Origin of the sequence: Acetobacter sp. AC2005, from assembly GCF_037901235.1 — a bacterium.
Lineage (GTDB): Bacteria > Pseudomonadota > Alphaproteobacteria > Acetobacterales > Acetobacteraceae > Acetobacter > Acetobacter oryzoeni.
The window spans coordinates 1,770,634-1,789,155 of record NZ_CP149625.1 but is presented as its reverse complement, the minus strand read 5'-3'; the positions used below and the strand labels follow the sequence as shown (position 1 = coordinate 1,789,155).

Here is an 18,522-nt window from a genome sequence, read left to right as displayed (position 1 = left end):
GCACGCACCGCACGGGAAAAACAAAAACGCCCGCACAACCAGATGCAGAGTATCTATCATGAGCCTTCTGGCGCGGAAACATGCGGTTTTATGCTTTCTGCCGCAACTTCTGGCGTTATCTCTGCCTGTTCATCTGTATTTTCGGCAGCCGTGGCTGAGCCAGTATCAGTTTGTAGCGCATTCTCTGACTGTGCATCCGTGCCTGATATATCGGGCGCGTGTTCTGCCTGATCAGCCACCTCTTCTGCGCCATTTGCAAAAGTGATTTCTGTTTGTGGGCGCCCCATTGCCCCTGCGTTTTCTGGCACTTCTACCAGCAGTTCTTCCCTGCGCGGCAAATCCGCCAAAGAGCGTAAGCTGAAATGGCGTAGAAAATCCTGCGTTGTACCCCACAATACAGGCCGCCCTGGCACTTCCTTGCGCCCTTTGGGCATAATAAGTGCTGATTCTATCAACGTATCCAGCACATTCTGGCCAAGGCTTACGCCGCGTATTTCTTCTATCTGCACACGTGTGCAGGGCTGGTGATAAGCAATAATTGCCAGTGTTTCCATAACCGCACGTGAAAAACGGCGAGGCCGCTCCAACACGCGCGTAAGGGCTGGCGCCAAGTCTGGCGCTGTCCGAAACTGCCACCCTCCGGCTATTTCAACAGGCATCACACCCCGGCCTTCATAACGCTGCACAAGGGCTTGCAAAACAGATGTTACAAAGGCGGCCAGATTATCCACTCCATCTGGCACAAGCTGGCGCAATTCCAGCAACTCCGCCAACCGGCGCGCACTTACTGGTTCGGTAGACGCAAAAATAAGTGCTTCCGCCAAGCGTAAAGCTTCTTCTGAAACCATAGTGTTTTCAGGCTGAACTACCTTCATGGCCTCTGCACTTTCAGAAGCAGCATTATCCGTTATGTCCGTGGTCATGAATTCTGCGCTTCTTCTGTGGCAAGTGCGTTTTCAGCACTATTTGGCTCATGCGTTTCTTCATGCGGGCGTAGCATGATCTGCCCAAACACCTCTTCCTGCCGCAATTCTAGCCTTCCACTTTTTGCCAGTTCCAGCCCTGCAATCAGTGTGCCTGCCACGGCGGCACGCCGTTGGCGCACCGCATCTGCCCCTTCGGCCTGCTCTGGCAGAACATCCGGCAAAAACGCATCTAGGCTACTCCAGCCCGGTGGCGTTTCCCCTAACAAGCGTGTCAGCCTGCTTAAGGCATCTTGCACTGTCCAGAACCGTAACGTGCGTGGCGCATAAATACGCTTACGAGCATTACGCCGCATGGCCGCCATATAGGCCCGCATAAGCTGCGGCATATCTAGCGCCAGACCAGACCGGTCTATTTCCACCAGATCTTCTGCCACGCCACGGGCAAACACGTCCCGCCCCAATCTGGACCTATCATCCAGCCAACGTGCCAGTTCACCCATGCAGGCAAGCTCTATCAGCCGTTCCTGCAAGAGTTCTGCAGCTTCTTCGCCTTCTACGGCAAGTTCATCATCTGGGGGAAGGAGCAGGCGCGACTTAAGCCACGCCAGCCATGCCGCCATAACCAGCCAGTCTGCGGCCAGTTCCAACCGAACCCGACGGGCATTTTCTACAACGGCAAGATATTGTTCTACCAGTTGCAGAATGGAAATACGCGCCAGATCGACCTTTTGCGCTCGTGCCAGATCGAGCAGAAGATCCATAGGACCTTCAAACCCATCCAGACGCAACAGCGGCACACGCGGCACCTGCTCGGCCTGCGCATGAGCAGCCAGCGCGCCAGAAGCCTCTACTGGGCTTGGCGCACCTTCAATATCTGCCTGCGTGTGTCCTGCTTCCATTCTGCCAGACCAGTTGCAGCTTATTGCCGCACAACCATGCATGCCATGCCGCGTTCTCGCACCGCAGAACAGAATTCACGCGCTGTTGCAACGGAAGCAAAGCCTTTTACGCGCAAGCGATAGAACGTGGCATTATTCTGCTCCGTCCGCACAAAGGAAGGCGTGCTATCTCCGAACAAGGTGGGGTAACGAGACTTCAGGCGCGACCACTCCTTACGCGCTTCATCTTCGCTCTGCACCGCAGCCAACTGCACCTGATACTTCCCGCCCTCTACACCACCATGTGGCACAGTGGATGCTTTTGTATCTGCCGGTGCCGCTTTACTTGCCGCAGCAGTATCCTTGGCAGGAACTGGTGTTGCTGGCTTTGGTTTCGGGTTGCTTTCGGCTGACTGTGCAGCCGCAGCGGCGTCCCCTTCCTCTCCGCCAGATGAAGCTTCGGTTTCCTCCTGCGCAGAAGTATTTTGTGCATCTGCCGGAGGTGGTGCGGCGGCGGGTGCTTGTTGGTCTGCTGCCTGCCCTGTGCCTGTTGCTTCAGCGCCAGTTGCCGGAGCAGGTGCCCCCTCCGGTTTACCAGCATCCCCTTCACCCTGCGCACCATATTGGGCTGCCAGAGCTTCTGGGTTAGGTTTTTCCGGGGCAGGAACAGGATGCGCCTTTGCATCACCTTCTTCATCCGGCATAGCAACAGAATCGAGCTGCATTCCACCCGGATCAACCGGCTTTGTACGCATGGAAACCGGTGGCGGACCCATAATGGGAATACCATGCTGATGGTGCCCCACCAGTGCCCAACCACCAATACCTAACACCAGCAAACCGCCCAGACCTGCAGCCCCATAAACCAGACGCCGCGTGCCCGTATCGCTGCTTAAAAAGCGGGTCAGCACGTTTTCTGTGGGGCGGCCACCTACGGCTGCTGGCCGTGTAGGTGCTGGATCTTCGTAATCCATGCTCATGCGCTCACGCGCACGGCTGATCCTGTCATCCGCTGAAAATTTGGGTCGGTCTTCATCACTCATCAGCGCATTTCCTCCACGGGTTCCACACCCATGACTGCAAGACCAGAGCGGATAACCACCGCCGTAGCTGCAACAAGGGCAAGACGCGCACGGGTGGCCTCTACGGCATCAGGCTGAAGGAAGCGCAAAGAGGCATCATCCCGGCCACGATTCCAAAGGGCATGAAAGTCACCCGCCACATCAGCAAGATAGAAGGCCACACGATGAGGTTCCCGCGCAAGCGCTGCGGCTTCCACCATACGCGGCCATTCTGCCAGACGGCGGATAAGCGCCATTTCTGCATCAGATGTCAGAGATTCGAGCGATGCTGAAGCCAGAGCGGCATCATCCGTATCACCATACACAGCAGCTTCGGCTGCGGCCCGCAACACGGAGCGACAGCGAGCATGGGCATACTGCACATAAAACACCGGGTTATCACGCTGCTGCGCGACAACCAGATCAAGATCGAACTCCATCTGAGCATCGCTCTTGCGGGTTAGCATGGTAAAGCGCACCGCATCACGCCCAACTTCATCAATCAGATCACGCAGCGTGACAAACGTGCCAGCACGTTTGGACATTTTAACGGGCTGCCCATCACGCAGAATATGCACAATCTGGCACAGCACTACTTCAAGCGGCACCGTATCGCCCGTAATCGCCTTAACAGCCGCCTTCATGCGTTTGACATAGCCACCGTGATCGGCGCCCCAGACGTCAATCATCATCTGCGCGCCACGGGCTACCTTGTCTGCATGGTAACCAATATCGTTAGCAAAATAGGTATTGGTGCCATCAGACTTGCGCAGCGGGCGATCAACATCATCCCCGAACTGAGTAGAACGGAACAGAAGCTGCTCGCGCTCTTCCCAATCTTCCGGCAGCTTGCCTTTGGGGGGCTCCAGCACGCCTTCATACAACAGTCCCTGCTGTTCCAGCTTGCTGATAGCCGCATCTGTTACGCCACGGCGCAGCACTTCGGCTTCTGATGTAAACACATCATGATGCACGCCAAGGGCTGCCAAATCTTCCTTGATAGCTGCAAGCATATGCGCCACGGCAAAACCACGCACTGTTTCCAGCCACGTGGCTTCTGGCGCTGGCAGAGGTGCCCCATCGGCATCGGTTTCTGTTAGCTTGTTGCCGTATTCCGCAGCCAGTTCCATACCTACGGGAATAAGATATTCCCCCTGATATTGCAGACCACCCGGAGCCAGCGCAGAAAAATCATCCTGCGTCATTTGGGTGCCTAGGGCTTGCAGGTAACGCCAGTAGGCTGCCCATGCCAGCGCCTTTACCTGTGCGCCGGCATCATTAATGTAAAATTCCTTGGTAACGGCAAAGCCTGCCTTGGCCATAAGGTTGGCAAGGGCATCCCCCACCACGGCGCCACGGCAATGCCCAACATGCATTGGCCCAGTTGGGTTGGCGGAAACATATTCCACATTCACCCGTAAGCCCTTGCCTGCCTGAGATGCCCCATAGGCTTCACCTGCATTCAACACTGCGGGCAGAATGCCACGCATAACATCGGGCTTGAGCGTAATGTTTACAAACCCCGGCCCTGCCGCGGCTACTGAGGCAACACCTTCTACCTTTTGCAGGGCGGTTACCAGATCAGCCGCAATATCTGCCGGTTTGCGCCGTGCCACCTTGGCCAGCAGCAGAGCGGCATTGGTTGCCATATCTCCGTGCGAGGGGTCTCGCGTTGGGGTCAGTTCCACGCGGGCCAGCGTTTCTTCCGGCACATTGGGCAGCAGTTCCTGCACAATGGCCAGAACATGTTGACGGTAACGCTGAAACACACAGTCAGACATAAAACACTTAACCCCGTAATAGTAAGAAAGCGCTGGAAGCGCGTTTATCAGCCTGCAACAGACAGGTCAGTCAACCGTCTATGTTCTTCCATGGCGTAGCGATCTGTCATGGAAGCCACATAATCCGCCACCACACGCCGTAACCCTGTGGCATCTTTTCCCTCTGCCTCACGCTGCCATTCAGCCGGCAACAGAGATGGCGACTCCGTAAGCGTATCAAAAAGCTCGGCCGTAACGTGCCGTGCTTTATGCGTCATACGGTTTACACGCCAATGGCGATACAGATGCGCAAACAGAAACTTGCGGATACCTTTATTGGCTTGGGCCATGGGTTCATGAAACGCCACAACCGGACCGGAAGCCGCCCGTATATCTTCCACATGCCGGGGCGCCAGATCCTGCAGACGTTCGCGCGTGCAGATCAGTACATCCGTCACCAACTTATGAATAACGCGGCGCACCATTTCATGCCGGATACGCTGTAAGGTCCGCTTATCCTGAGAAGGCAGATCAGCCGCAGCCTTCCGCACTTCAAACAGTTCTTCCCCTACCACTGGCACATCCACCAGATCATCCAGCGAGAGCAGGCCTGACTTCACACCATCATCCAGATCATGCCCGTGATAGGCAATATCATCTGCCAAGGCTGCCACCTGTGCCTCGGCTGAGGCGTATGTGGAAAGTTCCAGTGGGAACAGCGCGTCCAGTTCCAACAACCGTGCAGATGGACGTTTGACCGGGCCGTTATGCTTGGCCAGCCCTTCCAATGTTTCCCATGTCAGATTCAACCCATCAAACGCCAGATAGCGGCGTTCCTTCAGCATCACCTGACGGAGAGCCTGCGTGTTGTGGTCAAACCCGCCCCATTCCTGCATATGGGCTGCCAGTGCATCTTCCCCCGCATGCCCAAAGGGTGTGTGCCCCAGATCATGCGCCAGAGCGACGGCTTCTGTCAGATCTTCATCCAGCTTTAGAAACCGGGCCATGGAACGGGCCACCTGAGCCACTTCCAAGGAATGTGTCAGGCGTGTGCGAAAGAAATCTCCCTCATGGTTCACAAACACCTGCGTTTTATATTGCAGGCGACGAAAGCCTGAAGAATGGATGACTCTATCCCGATCACGCTGCCATGGTGAACGTGTCAGAGATTCCGGCTCATCATAAAGGCGGCGCGCCCGGCCTTCTCCCGGTTGAACGGCATAGGGCATCAGATCCCTGCATTCTGTCGTGTCTGGCACTCCTGCGGTTTCCTTTGCAGCACGGTCCACCAGCGCGTTGCCGGTATCTAATCCGAGTGAAACTTATAGGAGTTTAGAATATTCCGCCAAAGTTGACTATTCTTGCTATCTTGCCCCTTCAAACCAGAAGGCACGCAAGCTATTTAAGAGAGTATGACACAGCCAACACCCTTTTCCGTTTCGGAATCTGCAGCAAACCGCATTGCCAGCGTGATTGACAAAAAGCAGGCAACTGCCACCCCAGAAAACCCTGCACCGGTTGCCATGCGGGTATCTGTAGAAGCCGGGGGATGTAACGGCTTTCAGTATCTCTTCACGCTTATTCCTGCGGCTGATATTGCTGCCGATGATACGCGCATAGAAAGAAACGGTGCGCTGGTGGTAGTAGACCCAGCCAGCATGGATTTACTGGCCGGTGCAGAGCTTGATTTTGCAGACAAGCTGATGGGCGCACATTTTGCGGTAAACAACCCCAATGCAGCGTCTTCCTGCGGCTGTGGCACAAGCTTTTCTGTGGCATGAAACTCGCAACCTGGAATGTAAACTCCGTCCGGCAACGTCTGGATCTGGTTCTGGATTGGCTGAAGCGCGAACAGCCAGACGTGCTGATGATGCAGGAAATAAAGTGCGAGACGGATCAGTTCCCCAAAGCTGCGTTTGAGGATGCTGGTTATGGTTGCGCCGTAGTGGGGCAGAAATCCTACAATGGCGTTGCCACCCTTGTGCGCGGAGATTTTAGCGTCACAACAGACCACCTTCCCGGTTTTTCAGACCCGGCTGCACGGTATGTAGAAGTGCGCACCCAAGGCATGGTGCTAGGCAATCTCTATCTGCCCAACGGCAATTCGGGCGGAGAACAGGGCTATGCCACCAAGCTTGAGTTCCTAAACGCTCTCACAGCACGCGCACGCCTTTTGCTGGCGGAAGAAACAGATTTTGCTTTGGCGGGTGACTACAATATCTGCCCTGCCCCCATAGATTGCGCCCCCGGAGCCCTTGGCCCAGAAGATGCGCTCGTACGCCCACAAAGCCGGGCTGCGTATCGTCGCCTGCTATGGTTGGGGCTAACAGATGCTTTACGGGCATTACACCCCACAGGCGCAGCTTATACATTCTGGGATTATCAGGCCCGCGCGTGGGAACGCGATTGCGGGCTGAGGATTGACCATATGCTGCTTTCCCCCCGCCTTGCTGAACGTCTGCAAAGCGCTGAGCCAGACAGAAATGAACGCGCAATGCCGCGCCCATCTGACCATGTGCCATTTATTGTAACGTTAAAAGATCCAGCAAAAACAAAGGTTTAAGAATACAAAAACCCCGGCGCAATTCTTCATTGCGCCGGGATTGCAATATGCGACTAAAAAGATCTTGGTTCTGTTCTGTTTTATTGTACAGAGAGGAAGTCCTTTAAAGCCGCATTAAACAATTCTGGTGCCTGCAAAAAGGCAAAATGGCTTGTATCTGGCAGCAGCATCAAAGAAGCATCGGGAATATGTGCGGCAAGATAATTCAGGTGTGAGCGGTTAATCATCTCGTCCCTGTCTCCATCCACAATCCATGCTGGGCAACGGATGGCAGCCATCTGATCTTCCGTAAACAGTGCATCACGCTGCCACTGCCAAAGGTTCCAAACGTCCTTATAAAAAGTTCCGAACTGGTCAGGCGTTGGGGAAAGACGTTTGTAATCCTGCTCTGCCCGCTTCATGAATGCATCTACCACCGGGTTATCACCACATTGCGTGTTCAAACCGGCCAAGGACATATGCGGGCCATATGCAAAAATACGTGCAATTTTATCTGGGTAAGTTGCTGCCAGAATAATGCTTTGCACGCCACCATCGCTCCAGCCAACAATGCTGGCTTTGGAAATTTCCAGATGCTCCATTAACCGTGCAACATCATGCGCCATCTGGTGGTAACCAAGAGGTTTATCACCAAGCGTGCTACGCCCATGCCCCCTGCTATCAACAAGAATGACACGATGCGTTTGGGCCAGAAATGCCGCCTGCAAACCCCAATAATCTGAATTTGCCATACCACCATGCAGCATGATGACAGTATTTTCCCCCACGCCACCTACTGCATAATATAATGAACACCCATTGATCTGAGCATGCTGCCCCTTGAAATTAGCCAAGGGAGCTGGCGTTGCTGGCAAAGTTTGCCAACGCAGATGCTTACGATCAGACACGCATCTTCTCCTTAAATCACAATGTAACGGGACACATTTTCTGCCCGTTTCACTTTAGTAATTTAGGTTCTATTTTTGTTATAACAACCCATCCAGTGTGGATCATGCCAGATATACAAAACTTTTTTCAAACCTTCGGAGGGGGTGTTTGAAAATCTGCAGCTTTGCCTGCTTTTATGGCCTGTAGAATCAATTTCCACCTTTTGTATACCAAACGTGGATGCTGTAAATGATAGTAAACGCTCTGCCTATTTTTAAAAATAATCTTTGATAAAAAATATAAAATGATATTCGCATCATAAATATATTTATTTTTTACAAAACCTCTCTCAATATAAACACGATTGCGGATAGAAAAATAAGTACGAGAGAAGTTTTCTTCTTCACGCAGCCAATGCTGTAATGCAGAATCATGAACCTGCCATGATAGTTCCAGATCTTTCAGCACACTGTTCTGGCACGCCCAAATTTGCCCGCCATTTGCAGTAATTCGTAATGTAAAATCATAATCATCAAAATAAAGGAAAAGCCGTGTATCCGGCAGTCCTACTTTTTGAATCCAACTTTTATGAAACCAGAACCCACCATAAGCCGACATCTGCATTTGCAAACATTTCAGCCCGTCTTTCTGCCAAATCTTTGCTTTCTGTTTCCGCAGCAAAGTCTGCATGGAAAAACCAAAAAATGAGTTTTTTGTAATGCCGTGAAACTTACAGGTTTTGAAAAGTTTTTTATATGTTGTTTTATCTTCCCTAAAGCTGCTGAGGCATATTTGTGTATCTGCCCCCATGCCGTTCCATGCTTTGGCAAGCGCAGTAAGAGAAGCAGGCTCAGGCCTGTTATCATCATCCAACACCCAGACATGCTGCGTATTTTCACGCGCTGCAGCAGCTTGAATAGCCGCATGAAAACCACCCGCAGACCCTGTGTTGGTTGGTAAGCGTACAATGGTAAGCTGACTGGCTCCGAATATTTCTGGCAAGCTGGCAATTTCTGCCGCCACACTTTTTTCTGTGCCATTATCTACAACAATGGCATGCCCAACTCCTGCGCCAAAAACACCTTCTAAAACCTGTTTTAGAAAATGGACGCGGTTACCATACGTAACAATGGCTGCGCATGTTCCTTGCAGAACTGTCTGCTCATTCCATTCAAGATTATCGTGCATGCACATGTCTGCCCGTTGTGAAATGCCGTTATAAGTCGTTAGCCGAAACAAACTTCCCAATGGCAGAAACCATAAACGTGGCAAACACTGCCACGCCCCCAGCATATCTAATGCTGCTGCTTATCTGGCAATAAACAAAGGCAGTTTCATGATACTTGCATAACATTTTTGCATATCATCATCCCGCCGCAATGCATTGGGCTGCCACTTCAACATCTGGGGGGAAAGCTCTGGCGTTACCAAACGGATATAATTCTGCTTGGCCAAAGCGGCGTGCCACTTACCAAAACATGTTCCGCTCCCCAGCCAACCACGCCGCACGAGCCCGTTGCGGATATTTTGCAGCCCCAGCCAATCTGCGCTGGCTTGCAAACGTGTCATGAAGCTGTGTTTGGGCCGTAATGGAAACAGCCATACAGGCACACCTGTGCGGCACGTATCTGCCAACATGGATGCACTGTCTCCGGTTACCACAAACCTGTTGGCTTCGTGCAAAAACTTCTGGAACGGGTTAACGCCTTTGCGGAATATATACATCTGCATTGGAATAGTTTTGCTAATATCTTCCAGCCATCCTTCAGCCTCAACTGGCGTTCTTGGGCTGGTCAGCACATGCAAAGGTTCCTGATTCACCCGTGCAAGTTCATGGCTGAAGCGTAGCAGTTTATACGTATCCTGCTTATCCAGAAAAAACTGCCGTGATGGTGCCCCGTATAAAACAACAGTGCCACCATGCCGCATATTGGGGTCTATTTGCGGGATGAATGTCTGGCTTTTATGCGCACCGTTTAAGGGAAACCTTAAGTGTAATACGTTGGGTGCTACCGGATAATCATCCTGCGGCAGAATGATTATCAGATCCAACTCGGCTGCAGGCACGTGGCTGGGACGCCCCAACTGCACAATGGCGGGCGTGTTTTTACAACGCCCACGCAATGCCAATGCGGCTTGCACTGCGTTACCAAAAGACAGAATCAACCGAAGGTTTTGGGTGTTAGGAATCTGCTCAGGCAGGCTGAAATCTGACTGAAGCGAAATAATCCGGCACGGTAACCCAAGCATATCTGCCAAGGCCTTGCACTGCGCCATTTCCCCAACGCGGTGGGTATCCAGTATCCATACCTCAGATGTATCAGAAACTGGAGTTGCCTTAGCCATTACCTCTTCCAAAATCCTGCTTTCGGCTCATCAACATGTACGGCACCAAACGGGTCAGGAAGATCACCAACTCACCTATCAGCGTTGCCAGCCCAGCCCCGGTCATCCCCAATCCTGAAGTTAGGAAATACAGCAAGGGCAGTGTCACACACATTGTAAACAACCGGCCCAGCAAAATCTGATGGGCGCGGTTGAGAGAAACCAGCAAGGGCTCCAGCGGCACATCCCACAAATCCAGAATGGCAGTTAATGTCATCAACAGCAAAAGTGTGCGGGTGCCAGACCACGGTACAGTCAGCAGCACATGCAACAACCAAGGCCCCAGCACAAACACAATAGCCAGCACCGCCGCCGAGAACACGCCGAGCACTTGCAGAATACGGTGCGTGACCTGCCGAATGGAGGTCCAGTCTCGCTTATCTTTCAGAGCCACCAGTTCTGGATACAAGGCAGGTGTCATCATCTGGGCCGGGCGGGCCAGACCATCAGAAATCTGCCATGTCACGTTGTAAATGGCAGCACTTTGCGGCCCAAGAACAGCACCTACAATCATAACCGTTAAGCGTGAAGAAAGCCGCGCAAGCGCCTGATTGATGCTGACAGAAAAAATAAAGCGCCAGATACCCTTGATAGGGCTTACCCAAGGCACACCGAATATACGGAAGTTTTGCAAACTATCAGAGCGCAAAAGCAGATACGCGCCCATTCCGTAATTGATAAAGAATGATGCTGCTGTTGAAAGATACCAGATCACCAAAAAGCTGGTAAAAGACCAATGCCAGAACAGCCCGGCAAGGCTGCCAACCAAACGGATCAGTCCGCTTCCACTATCTGCCAGCACAGAAAGTTCGTACCGGTCCAAAAGCCGCATCACGCCCATGGCGCCGCCTGTGTTCATGAACAAAATAACAGTCATGTACCAAAACGGCGTGGCAGAAGAGGCATCTCCCCAACCCAAAAGATTTCCGAACCATTCACACAGCAACAGGGCAAGCCCCATACCGGCCACGGCCCCTATGCCATCCAGCAACATGCAATGGCGTAAGAGCATCTGGAACGGATGCCTATCTCCATTACGGTACAAACTGCTGCCGTATTGCAGCAAAGGTTGCCAGGACTGAAACCGCAACCCAGCCGAACAGGAGAGAACAAAGGAATTGATAAGCAGCAGAACACCGTAATCCTGCAAACCCAACGCACGTGCAGAAACAGCTGTGGTTATAAGGGACAGAACGGCGCAAAACCCGCGCCCCCCCAGAATATACCCGGTATTGCGAAAGACACGGACAAACAGCGCCTTAACCTGACTACTCATCATGCGTGTGTCTTACCCCAACCGCGTATCTGGTCACTCATCTGTTTCCTCCCCGGCATAGTTCCCCGCTGGGCTGGGGCCCTGCCTGTGTGGGCTGCTTTAGAAGACTCCGCCCGCCAAGACAAATCTTGCACAGATTTTGTGCGGTTGCGGTGTACAGCCCCTCTTTTATTCACAGTTGCGTGAAAATAGGCCCTCTACCCGCCTGTTTGGAGGGTAAAACACTTGCGTGATAGCTATTTTTCCTCACACTGCAAGGCGCAAAAGCGGCTTTTTCCTGCGGATCTTTATCTCAAGACCCTGTAGGAAACGGCCCTGTTTCAACTCAATCAAGGAGACAGGCTCATGGCTTGGACCGCACCAAAAGTAACCGAAATTCCGTTGGGCGCCGAAATCAACAGCTACGTTTGCGGCCAGAAGAAATAAGTCAGGGTTATACCCAAGCTTAGCCGCCAGCCATTACCGGTGTGAACGCCGGTTTTGCACTGGCGGCTTTTTTATTTAGATGTGTTGTTATGCTTGAGATTGTTGTTCTTGGTGCAGGTGCAGGTGGCGGTTTTCCGCAATGGAATTCTAACGCTCCTGCTTGCCGCCGCGCCCGTGCGGGAGACCCCGCAGCCCCTTCCCGCACTCAAGCCTCCATTGCTGTAAGCGGAGATGGCCAGCACTGGTATGTGCTCAATGCCTCGCCCGATCTGCGTACCCAGATCAATCAGACACCGGATATGTTCCCGCATGAGGGGCTACGCTCCACCCCCATTTCTGGCGTTGTGCTCACAAGTGGGGAAATTGATGCCATTACGGGCCTGCTAACCCTGCGGGAACGGCAGCAATTTGATCTGTATGCCACACAACCAGTACTCGACCAGCTCAACGCAAACCCTATTTTTAATGCGTTGGACCGCACACTTGTGCCGCGCCATGCCATGCAGCCAGAACACCCTATTCCTTTAGCGCCTGCCGGGTTTAGCATCACGCCTTTTATTGTGCCGGGCAAAGTGCCCCTTTACGCAGAAAAGGCCGAGAACCCCGCTGAAATCATGAGCAATGGGGAAAATATCGGGCTGGAAATAACGGATGGCCACGCCCGCGCCCTGTTTATCCCCGGATGCGCGATGATGACGGATACCCTACGCAACCACATAAACGGCGCAGATGTTGTGTTCTTTGACGGCACGTTGTGGACGGATGATGAAATGATCCGTGCCGGACTGGGCAGCAAAACCGGCCACCGCATGGGCCACATGTCCATTGCGGATGAACCTGATGGCACCATTGCTGCCTTCCGCCCCTTGCATGTGAAACGTAAAATTCTCATCCACATCAACAATTCCAACCCTATTCTGCTGGCCGATTCACCAGAACGCCGTGCCGTAGAGCAAGCCGGATGGGATGTTGCATTTGATGGAATGAAAGTCTCGCTATGACCAACCAACAGCTCACCCCTGATGAACTGGAAAAAGCTCTGCGTGCCATAGGCGCAGAACGCTACCATAACCTGCACCCTTTCCATCGTGCGCTGCATGACGGCAAACTGAATAAAGGGCAGGTTCAGGCATGGGCGCTGAACAGATATTACTATCAGGCCAGCATTCCCGCTAAAGATGCCTCTCTTCTTGCGCGCCTTCCCACCGCTGAACTGCGGCGTGAATGGCGGCGACGGCTGGAAGACCATGATGGCACAGAACCTGGTTCTGGTGGTGTAGCCCGCTGGCTGAAACTAACAGATGGGCTTGGGCTGGACCGTGCCTATGTAGAGTCACTCGAAGGATTGCTGCCCGGCACGCGCTTTGCTGTAGAAGCCTATGTGCATTTTGTGCGTGAACGGTCTGTGCTGGAAGCCATTGCCTCTTCCCTGACAGAACTGTTTTCCCCCACCATTATCAGCGAACGTGTTTCGGGCATGTTGCAGAACTATGCCTTCATTACCGAAGAAACACTGGCTTACTTTAAGCCACGCCTCACACAGGCCCCGCAGGATTCCGCTTTTGCGCTTGCTTATGTGAAGGAGCATGCCCGCACGGTTGAGCAACAGCAAAGCGTGCTCAATGCGCTGAAGTTTAAATGTGGGGTGTTGTGGTCCATGCTGGATGCGTTGGATTACGCTTATGTCACACCCGCCCGCATTCCACCGGGTGCTTTCCGCCCAGAAGCTGCGGTATGAACCAAGTAGCTGATGCTTCCAATGATTTCTGAAAACAGTATCCTCCGCTTTGCGCGGGGCACACGCTTACAACATGACCGCGTGCGGGATGTATGGTTCATTCAAGCGCCTGAACGCGCCTTTCATGCAGACCCTATCGCAGTTGCAGTGCTGCAACTTATAGATGGCACCCGCAATGTGGGGGATATACTAGATCTGCTTTGCCAGAAATTTTCAGCCCCACGGGAGATTATTGCTCGGGATGTGCTGACCCTTCTACAGGATCTGGCTACCAAACAGGTTTTGCAAGTCATATGAGTGCGCCGCCGCCTCCCATGAGCTTGCTTGCAGAGCTCACGCACCGCTGCCCTCTGCAATGTCCGTACTGCTCCAACCCCTTGCAACTGGAACCACGCACACAGGAACTTGGCACTCAGGACTGGAAACGTGTGCTGGATGAAGCTGCTGCAATGGGCGTATTGCAGGTTCACTTTTCTGGAGGCGAGCCTATGGCGCGGCCAGATCTGCCCGAACTTGTAGCTTACGCAGCTAAAGCAGGATTATACAGCAATCTGATCACCTCCGGTGTGCTGCTCAACGCCCAAAACCTGCAAGAACTGGCTGATGCCGGGTTAGACCATATCCAGCTTTCCTTTCAGGACGCCGAAGCTGAAAGCGCAGACCGTATTGCCCATATGAAAGGGGCTCACGCCAAAAAGCTTGAAGCCGCACAGCTTATTAAAGCCGAAGGCCTACCACTTACCCTTAACTTTGTAATCCATCGGCAAAACTGCGAACGTGTGCCTGCCATGCTGGCCTTGGCGGAACAACTTGGGGCCAGACGCGTAGAAATTGCGCATACGCAGTATTACGGCTGGGGGCTGCTCAACCGTAATGCGTTATTACCCAGCCACGCTCAGGTAGAAGAAACAGAAAAGGTAGTTGCAGAAGCACGCACCCGCCTTGCGGGCCGCATGAGCATAGATTTTGTAACACCAGATTATTATGCAGACAGGCCCAAACCCTGCATGGGCGGGTGGGGCCAGCGCTTTCTAAACGTTTCCCCCGCAGGCAAAGTGCTGCCATGCCATGCGGCAGAAAGTATTCCGGGCGTTCAGATACCTTCTGTTACAGAAGAATCTCTCGCTCATATTTGGGAAAATGCGCCCCTGTTCCGCTTATTCCGTGGCACAGATTGGATGCCCGAACCATGCCAGTCCTGTGCATTCAAGGAAGACGATTGGGGCGGATGCCGTTGCCAAGCCTTGGCACTAGCTGGAGATGCTACGGCAACTGACCCAGTATGCCACCGTGCCCCGGATCATGACCTTATTACCCAAGCCATAACTGAGCGGCCAGAAGCCCCACCGGCTTTCCATTACAGGCGCTATGGCAACGCCAAAGTGTAAGGCGGGTAAAAAAAATCACCCAACCAGCCCAGATAAAATAATCTCGCTGGTTGGGATAACTTCAAAGCAGATTACGCTGCTGTTTTACGATTTGCCTTGAAAACACCACTTGCAAATTCCCAGCACCGCCCAACGTCACGAATAACTCGTGCAATGGCTGGCGTGGTTGTGGGGCGTAGTAAACGGGGATCATAGCCAGAGAACCGACGATCATCCTCATCCAGACAAAGCTGCATGAAATCAGGCAGATTGATCTGAATGTTAGTTACTTCCTTGGTGCCAGTTACCGTAAAGTTGTTATCCTGCGTATGCACATGGCCTTCATCATCCACCGTGCGCACCAAAGACAAGCGCTCGTAACCGAGGAAAGCCCAAACAGCCAGAACCTTCAGCTCAAAGTAAGGCCGCCGCCACCACGGCATAACAGCCCGGTTCCATGCCAACCAGTTGGCAAACAGCAGGATATGGCGGCATTCCTCCTGCATAATGGGCTCAAATGTATCTGTTAGTTCAGGTGGGAAATAGCCAGAACGCTTGGCCAGTTCAAACATGCCAAAAGCAAAAAAGCTGTCCGCACATTCGGAAAAACCCGTCACCAGATACGCCCATTCAACATCCTTGGGCTCAATGTAGGGCGGTTCCGGTGCCATAGGGATGTCATAGGCTGCCACCATTTTGGACAGCACTTCCTTATGCCGGTTTTCCTCCCACGCATTGCGGGAGATGGCATCCTTCATATCCGGGTCTGTCACCAGATTGGCATAAGCTGCCATGCGCAGGCGGGCCTTGCCCTCTGTCTGCACAGCGATATCCCAGATAGGCAAGGAAGTTACGCGCTTGAGCGTTTCTGGATCCAGCTTAGGCCAGTTGATGACAGATGGCCTGTAAGGATTAAACGTTTCACGGAACATTTGCGCCAAGGCGTGTTTATGCGCCTCAGACCCCGGCTTAAGCGGCCCCTTTAGAGGGCTTACCCAATGGCGGGCACGATAATCAGCTTCTTCCACAGCTGCCTCATTGGGCGGCGGGGGCAGATCATCCATGCTTTCAGGCAGATGAGAATAGATATCGCTCAGAGAACCCATGTGAGGAACCTGTTTTCTAGGGATCTCGCCTGATACGACACCCAACCGTTTGGGCAGACATTCTGGCAGATCCAGTAACGCAAACGCGCCTGCCTCGCACAGCCCAAAGATAGGAATGCGAAGCAGGCGCGATGTGTATTAGTGCAGATCAGACAGCTTTGAAATGATCTTGGTCACTAAGCCGTAATCAATCGCTTCCTTGGCGGACATCCAGTAATTGCGGTCCGTATCTTTTGCGACTTTTTCATAGCTATGGCCGGTTTCCTTGGCGAAAATCCGGTTCAGCCGTTCACGCATCTTGATAATTTCACGCGCTTCAATGTCGATATCCGTTGCAGGGCCACGTACGCCACCCATCGGCTGATGCAGCAAAAAGCGCGTATTCGGCAGACAGAATCGGCGATCTTTGTGCCCGGCGGCAAAAATCAGCGCACCCGCAGATGCCACCCAGCCTGTTCCGATCATGTTGATTGGCGCAATCGAATCGACAAAGCGGATCATGTCATGGATTGTGTCACCACTTTCCACATGCCCACCGGGAGAGTTAACGTAAACATCAATCGGCTGATCAGATTCACCAGCCAGCGCCAAAAGGCGGCCCGTTACATCACGGGCGATTTTGTCATCAATCCCGCCAAAAATCAGCACTTTCCGCTGCTTGAACAACTTGTGTTCCAGTTCGCCATGCGGGGCGCCGGCTGTTTTTTCTTCTGCCTTCTCCGGGGTTGCCGGAGTTTCCGGTTCGTCATCCATCTTGATGGCGTTACGGGGGAAAATGCCCGTCATTGCTTTCTCCGCATGTTCTGTATCTGTGTACATTCCCTTATCCTGCGCTGCCTAAGCCTGCCTGCCAAGGGGCAATCATGTGCTGTCTCGCCAGCCGGGGCGGAAAAGGGTAAGGTGCGCTCCGTCTTACTGTCTGGTTTCCATTAGTCGGAGTATCCGCGCTGCCATGCCGCAACCCTGCTTAGAACACAAGCGGACACTCCGCAGCGCCATAGGTTTAAAACCTGCTGTACGGCTTGGAATGCTCATGGCCTCTGGAGCGCTGCTGCTTGGCGGCTGCAGCCCCCATAAAGATGCAATTGATGGAACGCTATCATGGATGCAGCATATGCGCGGTGGGGTTATTGCCTCCCAACGCCCACCGCCGCCAGGTATTTATGATCCCTACCCGCATGTTGGCCTTACGCCTACACAAGCGCCAGAAATGCCCTCGCCCCAAGACCGTGCGCTTGTAACCCAGGAACTTATTCGTGAGCGCAATCTGGCGTATCGGACAGTGGCCGCCAATGGCAGCCTTATTCCCGATATTCCGCCCCCACCTTCTGCCGCGGCGCAGCCTCCTGCAAAAAGTGCTACACCCGCAGCTGGCTCATCCACTCAGCCAAATGGCACTGCACAGGATGCTGCTCAACAAGCCAGCCTGCCAGAAGGTGTAAGTGGCGCCATTATGGATGCTGCAGATTCCTCGCCAGACCAAAGCTCACAAAGCTCCGCCTCCCAAACCGGCAAAGCGTCTTCCAAAGATAGCCATACCAGTAAGAAGCAAGACGAAACCGCAGAAACCGAGCCTGAAGTTGGTATGCCAGAAGTGCGCCCAAAAGCCGCACAAACAGAAATACCAGCTTCTGACATCCCGCAGATTCCCGATGCGCCCCCCACAGCACCATCATTCCCGGGTTTTGATGTACCCTCTGATGCGCACGTGCCGGATACCATCAAACCAAACTATGATCTGGTTGATGTAAAAGGCACTTCGTTCCATTTTGTGCCGCAGTCCGATGTGCTTTCCAGTGGGCAGGAAAATATTCTCAGCAAGCTCAAAGCTGATCACCCCAATGGGCCATTCTTTATTCGTGGGTTTGGCAATGCCTTATCCCTTAGCGCGCAGGATCAATCTGATGCCGTAAAACTGGGGCTTTTGCGGGCGCAACGTCTGGCAACGGAACTGGCAAAGCTTGGTGTGCCTTCCGCCAGCATTCATGTGCGCGGTGATGCCTTTGGCACAGGTGCCAAAGTGGCTACCAGCCCCTAAAACCTACCGAAAAAACGCCATTCCCACATTTTAGGCAGAGTGAGGAGTTGCCTGTTCTGTTCTGACGATTACTATGCTTCTTCCCACAAACCTGCGGGGGTTCCTTACCCCCGGTTCTTTAGAGCATCAAA

At 53.1% G+C, this 18,522-nt stretch carries 19 protein-coding genes; 8 read left to right on the top strand and 11 right to left on the bottom strand.

All coding sequences use genetic code 11. The annotated features are described in order from the left end of the window. Positions 1 to 56 precede the first annotated feature (56 nt). The 5 genes from scpB to QQM41_RS08610 are packed head-to-tail and all read right to left on the bottom strand — an operon-like array spanning position 57 to position 5,914. Positions 57 to 923: an SMC-Scp complex subunit ScpB gene (gene scpB / locus QQM41_RS08630; protein WP_339076874.1), complete on the bottom strand. Its 867-nt coding sequence runs from the start codon at positions 921 to 923 to the stop codon at positions 57 to 59. Continuing rightward, positions 920 to 1,825, bottom strand: a complete 906-nt coding sequence (locus QQM41_RS08625) for a ScpA family protein (protein ID WP_339076873.1) — start codon at positions 1,823 to 1,825, stop codon at positions 920 to 922. The genes scpB and QQM41_RS08625 overlap by 4 nt, the downstream gene beginning before the upstream one ends. 20 nt (positions 1,826 to 1,845) lie before the next feature. Then, positions 1,846 to 2,847: an SPOR domain-containing protein gene (locus QQM41_RS08620; protein ID WP_339076872.1), complete on the bottom strand. Its 1,002-nt coding sequence runs from the start codon at positions 2,845 to 2,847 to the stop codon at positions 1,846 to 1,848. Beyond that, entirely contained in the window at positions 2,847 to 4,646 is a 1,800-nt protein-coding gene (gene argS, locus QQM41_RS08615; RefSeq protein ID WP_339076871.1) for an arginine--tRNA ligase, read from the bottom strand. Before argS ends, QQM41_RS08620 begins: the two co-directional genes overlap by 1 nt. Before the next feature lie 47 nt (positions 4,647 to 4,693). Next, complete coding sequence (locus QQM41_RS08610) at positions 4,694 to 5,914, bottom strand: deoxyguanosinetriphosphate triphosphohydrolase (protein WP_080986701.1); 1,221 nt, start codon at positions 5,912 to 5,914, stop codon at positions 4,694 to 4,696. A 123-nt stretch (positions 5,915 to 6,037) separates the two neighbouring features. Between QQM41_RS08610 and QQM41_RS08605 the strand changes: the two genes are divergently transcribed. Beyond that, the gene (locus QQM41_RS08605) at positions 6,038 to 6,406 is read left to right on the top strand and encodes an iron-sulfur cluster assembly accessory protein (RefSeq protein WP_128105873.1); all 369 of its coding nucleotides are present in this window, start codon (positions 6,038 to 6,040) and stop codon (positions 6,404 to 6,406) included. Beyond that, positions 6,403 to 7,188: an exodeoxyribonuclease III gene (locus QQM41_RS08600; protein WP_339076870.1), complete on the top strand. Its 786-nt coding sequence runs from the start codon at positions 6,403 to 6,405 to the stop codon at positions 7,186 to 7,188. Before QQM41_RS08605 ends, QQM41_RS08600 begins: the two co-directional genes overlap by 4 nt. An 80-nt stretch (positions 7,189 to 7,268) precedes the next feature. On the opposite strand, the gene QQM41_RS08595 is transcribed toward QQM41_RS08600, so the two are convergent. From QQM41_RS08595 to QQM41_RS08580, 4 genes are all read right to left on the bottom strand, one after another. Beyond that, positions 7,269 to 8,075 carry an alpha/beta hydrolase gene (locus QQM41_RS08595; protein WP_339076869.1) on the bottom strand — a complete coding sequence of 269 codons (807 nt, stop codon included), beginning with the start codon at positions 8,073 to 8,075 and terminating at the stop codon, positions 7,269 to 7,271. Between the two features lie 127 nt (positions 8,076 to 8,202). Then, positions 8,203 to 9,348 carry a glycosyltransferase gene (locus QQM41_RS08590; RefSeq protein ID WP_339076868.1) on the bottom strand — a complete coding sequence of 382 codons (1,146 nt, stop codon included), beginning with the start codon at positions 9,346 to 9,348 and terminating at the stop codon, positions 8,203 to 8,205. 15 nt (positions 9,349 to 9,363) lie between these two features. After that, positions 9,364 to 10,401, bottom strand: a complete 1,038-nt coding sequence (locus tag QQM41_RS08585) for an ELM1/GtrOC1 family putative glycosyltransferase (protein ID WP_339076867.1) — start codon at positions 10,399 to 10,401, stop codon at positions 9,364 to 9,366. Next, positions 10,394 to 11,719 carry a lipopolysaccharide biosynthesis protein gene (locus tag QQM41_RS08580; RefSeq protein ID WP_339076866.1) on the bottom strand — a complete coding sequence of 442 codons (1,326 nt, stop codon included), beginning with the start codon at positions 11,717 to 11,719 and terminating at the stop codon, positions 10,394 to 10,396. Before QQM41_RS08580 ends, QQM41_RS08585 begins: the two co-directional genes overlap by 8 nt. 342 nt (positions 11,720 to 12,061) lie before the next feature. Here QQM41_RS08580 and pqqA point away from each other — a divergent pair, with 342 nt between their 5' ends. The 5 genes from pqqA (at position 12,062) to pqqE (ending at position 15,268) form a co-directional block, all read left to right on the top strand. Beyond that, positions 12,062 to 12,142: a pyrroloquinoline quinone precursor peptide PqqA gene (gene pqqA, locus QQM41_RS08575; RefSeq protein WP_014457297.1), complete on the top strand. Its 81-nt coding sequence runs from the start codon at positions 12,062 to 12,064 to the stop codon at positions 12,140 to 12,142. Positions 12,143 to 12,231: 89 nt separating this feature from the next. Further along, the gene (pqqB, locus tag QQM41_RS08570; RefSeq protein ID WP_339076865.1) at positions 12,232 to 13,143 is read left to right on the top strand and encodes a pyrroloquinoline quinone biosynthesis protein PqqB; all 912 of its coding nucleotides are present in this window, start codon (positions 12,232 to 12,234) and stop codon (positions 13,141 to 13,143) included. After that, on the top strand, positions 13,140 to 13,880 hold the full coding sequence (pqqC, locus tag QQM41_RS08565; protein WP_339076864.1) for a pyrroloquinoline-quinone synthase PqqC: 741 nt from the start codon (positions 13,140 to 13,142) through the stop codon (positions 13,878 to 13,880). The genes pqqB and pqqC overlap by 4 nt, the downstream gene beginning before the upstream one ends. Before the next feature lie 21 nt (positions 13,881 to 13,901). Then, positions 13,902 to 14,177 carry a pyrroloquinoline quinone biosynthesis peptide chaperone PqqD gene (gene pqqD, locus QQM41_RS08560; RefSeq protein ID WP_339076863.1) on the top strand — a complete coding sequence of 92 codons (276 nt, stop codon included), beginning with the start codon at positions 13,902 to 13,904 and terminating at the stop codon, positions 14,175 to 14,177. Beyond that, a complete protein-coding gene (pqqE, locus tag QQM41_RS08555; RefSeq protein ID WP_339076862.1) occupies positions 14,174 to 15,268 on the top strand; it encodes a pyrroloquinoline quinone biosynthesis protein PqqE in 1,095 nt (364 codons plus the stop codon). The genes pqqD and pqqE overlap by 4 nt, the downstream gene beginning before the upstream one ends. Positions 15,269 to 15,339: 71 nt before the next feature. On the opposite strand, the gene QQM41_RS08550 is transcribed toward pqqE, so the two are convergent. Together QQM41_RS08550 and QQM41_RS08545 are read right to left on the bottom strand one after the other, a co-directional pair. Further along, positions 15,340 to 16,353 (bottom strand): hypothetical protein, encoded by a 1,014-nt coding sequence (locus QQM41_RS08550; RefSeq protein WP_050818446.1) that lies wholly within the window; start codon positions 16,351 to 16,353, stop codon positions 15,340 to 15,342. Between the two features lie 138 nt (positions 16,354 to 16,491). Further along, entirely contained in the window at positions 16,492 to 17,172 is a 681-nt protein-coding gene (locus QQM41_RS08545) for an ATP-dependent Clp protease proteolytic subunit (RefSeq protein ID WP_019087840.1), read from the bottom strand. A 46-nt stretch (positions 17,173 to 17,218) separates the two neighbouring features. Between QQM41_RS08545 and QQM41_RS08540 the strand changes: the two genes are divergently transcribed. Next, positions 17,219 to 18,391: a hypothetical protein gene (locus QQM41_RS08540; RefSeq protein ID WP_339076861.1), complete on the top strand. Its 1,173-nt coding sequence runs from the start codon at positions 17,219 to 17,221 to the stop codon at positions 18,389 to 18,391. Positions 18,392 to 18,522 lie beyond the last annotated feature (131 nt).